This window comes from Pseudophaeobacter sp. 1A16562 (assembly GCF_041008785.1).
Lineage (GTDB): Bacteria > Pseudomonadota > Alphaproteobacteria > Rhodobacterales > Rhodobacteraceae > Phycobacter > Phycobacter gallaeciensis_A.
Map to the genome: position 1 here is coordinate 1 of NZ_JAXGFT010000041.1, position 1,424 is coordinate 1,424.

The 1,424-nt window shown below is 60.8% G+C and carries 1 protein-coding gene; it reads left to right on the plus strand.

Going from position 1 to position 1,424, the window contains the following annotated elements; all coding sequences use genetic code 11:
- On the plus strand, positions 1 to 1,424 hold a 1,424-nt coding region (locus SM764_RS22540; protein WP_369002867.1), incomplete at both ends, for a hypothetical protein.

The window sequence follows — 1,424 nt, forward strand, 5'->3', positions numbered from 1 at the left end:
CGTTACCTGGAGCGACGGAGCTGGCCTTTGGGGCAGCGACGCAACCGGCGGTATCTTTGGACAGATGTATGACGCCGCAGGGGCGCCTGTTGGCAGCGAATTCCACGTGAACACAACCACGAATGAGGAACAGGAACAATCGCAGATGCTGGCGCTGGCGGACGGCGGCTTCATGGTGTTCTGGCTGCATGACGACAATCCGCAGGATCTGCGCTTCCAGCGATACGACGCAGATGGCACAACCGTCGGGACCGAGGGCGTGCTGGCCACCGATGTTGCGGTGCGTCACTACCAGGCGGATGCAGGCGACTGGAAGGTGATTACCCTGGAGGGCGGCGGCCTCGCTGCGCTCTGGCGCACCAGCCTGGCCTCCGACGAGTTCCATGTCCAAAGCTTTGATCTTGACGGCACTGCGATCACCGATGTCGTGACCATCGACAGTCAGCAGGGCGGCTTTGACAACTCCACCCACTATACCGCCGATATCGATCAGCTTCCCGATGGCCAGTTGATCGTGACCTGGGAGTATGAGAACACTGCCGGGTTCGGTGAGATCTACACGCAGACAATCGATGCGCCCCCCGCCCTGGCGGATCTGGATGGACCGCAACAGCTGGTACCAACCACGCTGGTGGCCTCTGACCCTGCGCTATCGGTGACGGCCGATGGCGGGCGGGTGCTGTTCTTTGCGCAGGCGGATGCGGGCGACAACTATGGGATCTGGGCGCAGCGCTATGATGCAAACGGTGTGGAGACCGGAGCGATCTATCAGATCAACACCGTCGAGACCGGCCGACAGGTAAAGCCTGAGGTCACCGTTCTGAAGGACGGCCGCATTCTGCTCAGCTGGATGTCCGGCGGGACTGTCGATGGCACCGGTGAGGTCCGGGGCCGCATTCTGGATGCCAATGGCAATCTGATGTCTGGCAATGACGACTTCCTGATTACCCCGGCCGACACCACTGCCAATTACGCCCGAGACCAGGAAGTGACCGCCCTGGAAGACGGCGGCTTCGTCGCCGTCTGGTACGAATATCATGACGATAGCAGCCTGCGGGGTATCTACGGCCAGCATTTCGATGCCACGGGCACTGCGGTAGGAGACGATTTCCGCATCCGCGATCCTCAGTATTACGGTGAGAACGAAGCGGAGGTACTGGCGCTCAAGGATGCCGATGGCGATGGCAAAGCGGGCTTTGTGGTCACCTGGAGCGCCAACAGTGGCCTTTGGGGCAGTGACGCAACCGGCGGTATCTTTGGACAGATCTACAAACCGGATCCGGTGACCGGGGACATGGAGGCCGTTGGCAGCGAATTCCACGTGAACACAACCACGAATGAGGAACAGGAACAATCGCAGATGCTGGCGCTGGCGGACGGCGGCTTCATGGTGTTCTGGCTGCATGACGACAATCCGCAGGATC